The sequence below is a fragment of the Terriglobia bacterium genome (assembly GCA_036496425.1).
Taxonomy (GTDB): domain Bacteria; phylum Acidobacteriota; class Terriglobia; order 20CM-2-55-15; family 20CM-2-55-15; genus 20CM-2-55-15.
In genome coordinates this window covers 1-7,264 of the sequence record DASXLG010000082.1, presented here as the reverse complement: position 1 = coordinate 7,264, position 7,264 = coordinate 1, and the positions used below count along the sequence as shown (strand labels likewise).

Sequence of the window (7,264 nt, the reverse complement as noted above, 5' to 3'; positions counted from 1 at the left end):
TTCAAAGAGGATGGACTGCGAAACACGACATCCGTAGCGTATTCGCTCTGACTCAAGCTCCAGTAGTAGGGCTTAAAATGCAGATCCGACTTACCCCGCAAAAAGGGATGAATGCTGGAGGCCAGCTTTTCCAGCCATCCGGCCCATGCTTGCTGATCTAAACCAGCAAATAATTGCTGCGCTTTATCGAAATCATCAATCCGGGTAAAGCAGTTGTCGTGCTTCTCATAACCGATACCTTCTCGGTCCATTTGCCGGGCCAGCCACTCTCGACCGTTCATGCAAACGTGAACCGTAAATGGCGCCCAGGTTTGCAATCGTAGATGCATCAGCCCGTAATTGGGATCCAACCAATAGAAATACAAGTGCAGGCATTTGCGCCAACGCCCCACCAGTTTCAATTGCTTCGACTTTTTATCTCTCTGGATGTCGAAAGACTGGCATGGCTCGACACAACTCAATACGCAGATTAATCCTTCCTGAATTCCATCCCGTTCGGCGATCTTCAGCGCAATGTCTTCCTTCGACTCCCCGGACGATGCCAGATACTGCACCGGTCGGCCTTTCTTTTCGGCTATCCGGTAGGCATGTTCTTTAATCTCATCCGATAACCTCTCCACATATTTGCCGAAATCCTTCAACAACACGCCCTGACTGTTGAGAAACTTTCCCATACCCTCAACATGCGCCATCCACCGCAACGTTCCCGTAAATCGCATCCGATCGAACCCTGATATAATTCCTGCGATTCGGTCCTGGTGCCGACGCAAAAAACGCTCCATGACGCCTCCTTGATGAGTTCTGAGCAAACCCATCGTCCCCCTTGCGGGGGACTGGAGGGGTCTTGGAGCGTTTCTGTCTGTCTATCTTTGGTTGCGGCGTAGCCGCGCTATGCCTTTTGTGGCTGATCTGCTGGGAACTACTTCATCAATTCGGCGATCTTGCTCTTCACCGCCGCTCCCCAGAGGTCGTAGCCCTTGGGCGCCGGATGCAGGTTGTCGCCCTGGAACGAATCGGGAAGGAAGACGCCTTTCTCATCCAGGAAGTTTTGCCCAATGTCCATGTAGAAGACGTGCTTCCGGTCATCCAGCTTCGAGATGATCTTGTTCACCTCCGCGATTTTGTCGCGCACGGGGTCGCGGGGCAGTCCTCGCGGGAAAATGGCGAGCAGCAGGATCTTCGCATTGGGGAAATCCTTGCGCATCTCGAGCACCACAGCGCCGACGCCTTCCGCGATCTCCGGCGCCGAGGACTGACCGGTATTGTTCGTCCCGACCATCAGCATCACGGCCTTCGGCTGGAAGCCTTGACCCTCGCCGTTCTTCAAGCCCCACAGAACGCCCTGCGTGGTATCGCCGGCGATGGCGAAGTTGGCTGTCTTGTATTGACCGAAATACTTGTCGAACATCGCCTTCTTGGCGTCGCCCTGTACCCACCAGTCGGTAATCGAATCGCCTTCCAGCAGCAGGTCGATGCCGCCCTTCTTCGCGGTCTCGACGAAGCCTTCGTGCCGAGGTCCCATGCGCTGCTGCGTTTGTGTATATGTCGCGGCGACATTGAGGCGCGGGGGCTGCAACAGCATGAGCGGCTGAAATTTCTTGAGCAGCGGTGCTGTCCTCGACTTGTCGGACGCGACCCACTTCGCGATCGCATCGTTTACCTGTGCGAGTTCTTCCGGAGTGGGGCGAGGAATCGCGACTTCGGGCGGAACAGGAGCTGAGGGACCCGTGACAACGGGAACGCCGCCTCCCCTGCCTTGTGCTCCGCCTCGTCCGCCGCCGGCGGCCGGGGCTTGCGCCAAGGCGTAACCGGCCAGCGCCACGAATAGAATAGAAACATGGAGTGCACGCATCATAGTGACCTTTTGAACCTCCTGATTGCTGGAATGAATTTCCACTGGTTGGCGAGGCATTGTATCTGAGCGGTCGCGACAGACGCAACCCGGGGCCGGCGATCATGCTGATTGTCCGCTGATAGAAAGGCGACGTTTGTTCTCCGTCCTCCTTGATTCATGTAATTGTTCCATGCTTTTCGAGTCCCAGATCCGAATCATCCTTCACCGCTATATTTGATGGCCATAACTCATTGAGCAATAAATAGAACGGTTCGACATCGAAAAACGCCAACGGCAATGTTTTTGCTATGTGGTGGTGACCGGCAGGTCATCCAATTATGTTCACTATCAAGCGTAGCATTGCCAGCATCACGATCGGGATCGTCGCCTTTCTCCTGCTCGAAGCTTATGGTTTCTACTCGATCCGGCGCACGCTCGACACACGCCTGAGCCAACTCGACAGTGGAATAGAATCCGTTCGCGCCGCGGACACCGCCCTGACGGCACAGGTTCAGGCACAGGCCGCAACGCAGATCCAGGCATCGCCAATTCAGGCCGCACCCAGAGAGCCCGCAGGCACAAAGGCTAAAGACCTGAAGCGCCCCGCTGCAAAAGGATCGTTCGTCGTTAACGGGAAAGTGGCGGCGAGGCTTCAAAAGATGTTGCCGGCCAGAACCAGTGTGAATCAGGCGTCCGCAGGATTCAAAAACCAGAGGGATTTTATCTCCGCGGTTTATGTTTCCAAAGATCTCACGATTCCATTCCCCCGGCTGAAGACAAAAATAACCGGGAATCACGCCGTATCGATCGAGGCAGCCATTCGCGAACTTCGTCCTGACCTGAGTAAGGCCAAAGCGAAAGCCGCAGTGGAGAAGGGGCAGCGCCAGGCCGTAGAAATCGCCAAGCTGGGCAAATCCGGCAGCAGCTTGACGTAGTCACAGATGGAATTCAGAGGTATTTCGTGGATTTACAATTTGTTGGATTAACCGCGACGTCGACAGCGCTCGAGGTCGCGATCCGCCCGACGGGCGAAATCTGGAAAACCCAGTTTGCGGAAGAAAATATTGAAGACACCATCAAAAAGCTGAAGTCTTTGCGGCCGAAGCTGGTGGTCATGGAGGCGCTGGGAACAGTCGAGTTATCTGTTGCCGGAGTTCTGGCAATTTACGGTCTGCCCTTCGCTATCATCAATCCAAGGCACGTTCGCGACTTCGTTCGCGCGGTCGGCCGCCGGGGCCGTTTCGACCGCACACAGGCGGGCCTTCTGGCGCACTTCGGTGAACTCGTCGATCCGGAGCCGCGGCCGCTGTCGAAGGAAATCGTCGATCAGTTGAAGCAGTTGCGAACACGGCGCGACAACGTCCGTGGGATGCTTCTCCTCGAAAGGGAGCATCTGACGGGAACCGACCCCTGTCTGAAAAACGACGTTCAGCGGCACATCGATTATCTCGAACAGAATATCGCCGTACTCAATCAGAAGTTCAATCGCACGGTCCTGTCCAGCCCGGCCTGGCGGTAAGTCCTATTTGCAACATATTCGCCCGCGATGTAGAGTAGCGCTTGTAACATTCCTCAACGACGTATTTAAGGAGCCGAATATGTCCTGGAAAGGCATAGCCCTCGCCACCTGCGCGCTGGGTTTCGCGGCGATGGCGTCTTCAACGCGGGCCACCACCGGAACGAACGACGGGCCAGTCACCTACGATAAAAATGTCCTGCCCGTTCTTCAGAACCATTGCCAGACCTGTCACCGGCCCGGCGAGATCGCGCCGATGTCGTTCATGACTTATAAGGACACGCGTCCCTGGGCGAAAGCGATGAAGGACGCCGTTCTTACCCGGAAGATGCCGCCCTGGTTCGCCGATCCGGAATACGGCCACTTTGCGAATGACAAGCGGCTTGGCGATACCGACATCAAAACGATTTCGGATTGGGTCGATGGCGGCGCGCTCGAGGGCAATGAGAAGGACAAGCCCGCGCCTGTGACGTTCCAGGAAGGATGGGACCTCAAGCCGGATATGGTTATCGAGATGCCTCAGGACATCCAATTGCCGGCCGAGGGCACGATCAATTACAAAAGCATCCTTGTGAAAGTGAACTTTCCTGAGGACCGATGGGTGATCGCCGCGGATCTGCGTCCCGGCAATCCGCAGGCCGTGCATCACATGAGAGCCATCGTCCGGCCGCCGGGCTCGACATGGATGAAGGACGCCGTTCCCGGTGTTGCTTACGAACAAACTGACATGGAAGTCGGCCGCCAGGGGCAGGGCACCGATCTTTTAGGCAAGTTCAATCCCGGTCTCGGAGCCCAGGATTTCAGCCTGTTCGAATCCGCGAAGTTCGTGCCGAAAGGTTCCGACATCGTGTTCAGCATGCATTACACGGCAACCCACAAGCCCACAACGGACCGTTCCAGGCTCGCACTTGTCTTCGCAAAGGAACCGCCGAAGTTCCGGTACTTCACCTCGGATGGCCCTACAGGCGGGAATCTCGCGATTCCTGCCGGCGACAGCAATGCCGAAGTCGTGTCGGAAATGACGGCGCAGGCGGACACGCAACTCGTCTACCTGCAGCCGCATATGCACCTTCGCGGAAAGGACTATGAAGTCCGGCTGATTTATCCTTCGGGCAAGACGGAAACGGTCTTCAAAGCGCCGTGGGATTTCAACTGGCAGCTGGGATATGACCTCGCGCAGCCGATCCCGATTCCGAAGGGAACCCGGATCGTCGGGATCGCTCACTACGACAATTCGGCGAACAACAAGTGGAACCCCGATCCGGCGAAGCTCGTCGTCTGGGGCAATCAGAACTGGGAGGAAATGCAGAACTGCTTCATGAGTTTCCTGGTCGATCCCAACCTCAAAGATCCGAAGGTCCTGTTCAAGGCATCCGGGCCCAGCCTGCTGAAGCGCGGGACGTCGGGGCCGACGCTCGCCGCTTTGGAGTAAAACCTATTGCATCATTGCATCATTAGAGGCTTCTGCATTTCAAATTTAGAACTGCAAAAACTTCCAATGATGCAATGATGCAATAAGATTCTGTTGTACCTTTTGCTATATTTAGCCCCACCGTGAAACACGCAGCTGTGCTCGACGTGCGGGAATTCATCGACGAACAGCCATTCAGCAGATATCAATTCCTGATCGCCTCCCTTTGCGCGATGGTTGTGTTCATCGACGGTTTCGATGCGCAGGTCATGGGCCCTGTCGGACCTTCCCTGATGGCGCAGCTGCACATCGCGCGCTCGGCCTTTGGTCCGGTGATATCGAGCGGCACGCTCGGCATGATGGTGGGCGCGCTGATCTTCGGTCCCCTGGCGGACCGCTTCGGCCGCAAGCCAGTGCTGGTCGCGTGCGCTCTGACTTTCGGAGTGGGTTCGCTGTTGACGGCAACGGCGACATCGGTCACCCAGCTGATGGGATTTCGGATCTTCACTGGTTTCGGAATGGGCGGCGCGATGCCGAATGCGATCGCCCTGACCTCGGAGTACATGCCGAAGCGTTCGCGCAACTCCGCCGTCATGGTCATGTTCTGCGGGTTTTCGTTCGGCTCTGCCTTCGCGGGCTGGACGGTCGCGGCATTGATCCGGAACTATGGCTGGCAGGCGATATTCCGCGTCGGTGGTTCGATCCCGATGGTCGTCGCGGTGCTGCTGATCAGCTTTCTTCCCGAATCCATCCGGTTCCTCGTGCTCAAAGGCGGACAGAAGCCCCGTATCTTTAAATATCTTGCCCGCATTGCTCCCGCCATGCCGCTGCCCGACGAGGTCATGGCCGGCGAGGATGAGCATTCCGGAAAGACATTCTCCGTGCGCCGGCTGTTTGCCGATGGCCGGGCGGGCGTGACGCTGCTGCTCTGGGTCATGTTCTTCATGAACCTGCTGAATCTGTGGTTCCTGAACAACTGGCTGCCGACCATCATGACCGATGCGGGTATCCGGGTGGAGACGGCCAGCCTGATCACTTCGCTGTTTCAGATCGGCGGACTGGTCGGCGCGCTGGCGCTGGCAGGATCACTGGGCCGGAAGCTGTCTTTCGGAATTCTGGCCATCACTTACCTGGCGGCGGCAGTCTTCATCTTTCTCATAGGAAATGCGGGGTCGTCCATTCCGTTCCTGGTGATGACGGTTTTCGCGTCCGGAATGGGAGTCATCGGCGGCCAGACCGTCTCGAACGCGCTTACGGCCGATTATTATCCGACGGCGATCCGGTCCACCGGGATCGGCTGGGCGCTCGGAATCGGCCGTGTCGGTTCGATTCTTGGCCCCATCCTCGGCGGTTTTCTACTATCCTACGGAGGCAGCGCCAGCAGGGTATTCTGGGCAGCGGCCGTCCCCGCCCTGATTGCCACTTTTGCCGCCGGCACGGTGAGTCTTATTAATAAGGAAGTTCTACATGAAAATTGACATCTTCAACCACATCTTTCCAAAGAAGTTTTTCGATAAATACATCGACGCGGGTCATGGCGGCAAAGACATCGGTAAACGGGTTTCCAATATTCAGACGATCGTCGATGTCGAATCCCGGTTTCGCATCCTCGATGAGTTTGGGGACTATGTTCAGGTTCTGACCCTTCCGCTTCCGCCCCTCGAGATCATCGCCGGTCCGGACAAATCGCCGGAACTGGCGCGCGAAGGGAATGACGGATTGGCGGAACTGGTCAAGAAACACGACCGTTTTCTCGGGTTTGCGGCGTCTCTCCCGATGAACAACCCCAAAGCGGCTGAAAAGGAAATGACCCGGGCGCTGGATGAACTCGGCGCATTCGGCATTCAGATGTACACGAATGCCGCGGGCAAGCCGCTCGATTCGCCGGAATTCCTGCCGCTGTTCGAGGAAGCCGCCCGGCGCGATGTTCCGATCTGGGTGCATCCGGCGCGGGGCGCGGATTTTCCGGACTACCTCACCGAAACGAAATCGCAATACGAGATCTGGTGGACGTTCGGCTGGCCGTATGAAACCAGCGTCATGATGTCGCGCCTGGTCTTCGCCGGATATTTCGACAAGTTCCCGAAGCTGAAGATCATCACCCATCACATGGGCGGAATGATCCCGTACTTCGAAGGCCGTGTCGGCTACGGCTGGGATCAACTGGGGACGCGCACTTCAGACATGGACTACAAGTCGCTGTTGAAATCGATGAAGAAGCGGCCGGTGGATTACTTCAAAAACTTCTACGCGGATACGGCCCTGTTCGGCGCCGGACCCGCGACAAAGTGCGGCTTTGATTTCTTCGGCCTCGACAATGTGGTCTTCGCTTCGGATATGCCTTTTGAGCCCGCTCCCGGTGTTTACGCGCGAGAGACCATCAAATGCGTCGAGGGGCTGGACCTCACGAAGGAACAAAAGGCCCAGATTTACAGTGGCAATGCCGAACGCCTGCTGAAACTGAAGACCGTAGCGGCAACAAAGTAGAGCCGGGAGGGGGTGG

General features: G+C 56.8%; 7 protein-coding genes. 5 read left to right on the top strand and 2 right to left on the bottom strand.

All coding sequences use genetic code 11. From position 1 onward, the window contains the following. The coding region (locus tag VGK48_06090) for a hypothetical protein (GenBank protein HEY2380738.1) at positions 1–782 on the bottom strand (782 nt) is incomplete at its 3' end. A gap of 137 nt (positions 783–919) precedes the next feature. Next, positions 920–1,855 (bottom strand): GDSL-type esterase/lipase family protein, encoded by a 936-nt coding sequence (locus tag VGK48_06085; GenBank protein ID HEY2380737.1) that lies wholly within the window; start codon positions 1,853–1,855, stop codon positions 920–922. Positions 1,856–2,172: 317 nt separating this feature from the next. Here VGK48_06085 and VGK48_06080 point away from each other — a divergent pair, with 317 nt between their 5' ends. The 5 genes from VGK48_06080 (at position 2,173) to VGK48_06060 (ending at position 7,248) form a co-directional block, all read left to right on the top strand. After that, positions 2,173–2,769 carry a hypothetical protein gene (locus tag VGK48_06080; protein HEY2380736.1) on the top strand — a complete coding sequence of 199 codons (597 nt, stop codon included), beginning with the start codon at positions 2,173–2,175 and terminating at the stop codon, positions 2,767–2,769. A gap of 26 nt (positions 2,770–2,795) precedes the next feature. Beyond that, entirely contained in the window at positions 2,796–3,353 is a 558-nt protein-coding gene (locus tag VGK48_06075) for a transposase (protein HEY2380735.1), read from the top strand. A gap of 79 nt (positions 3,354–3,432) precedes the next feature. Next, positions 3,433–4,782 carry a thiol-disulfide isomerase gene (locus tag VGK48_06070; GenBank protein HEY2380734.1) on the top strand — a complete coding sequence of 450 codons (1,350 nt, stop codon included), beginning with the start codon at positions 3,433–3,435 and terminating at the stop codon, positions 4,780–4,782. Positions 4,783–4,904: 122 nt separating this feature from the next. Beyond that, on the top strand, positions 4,905–6,239 hold the full coding sequence (locus tag VGK48_06065; protein ID HEY2380733.1) for an MFS transporter: 1,335 nt from the start codon (positions 4,905–4,907) through the stop codon (positions 6,237–6,239). Then, the gene (locus VGK48_06060) at positions 6,229–7,248 is read left to right on the top strand and encodes an amidohydrolase family protein (protein ID HEY2380732.1); all 1,020 of its coding nucleotides are present in this window, start codon (positions 6,229–6,231) and stop codon (positions 7,246–7,248) included. Before VGK48_06065 ends, VGK48_06060 begins: the two co-directional genes overlap by 11 nt. Positions 7,249–7,264 lie beyond the last annotated feature (16 nt).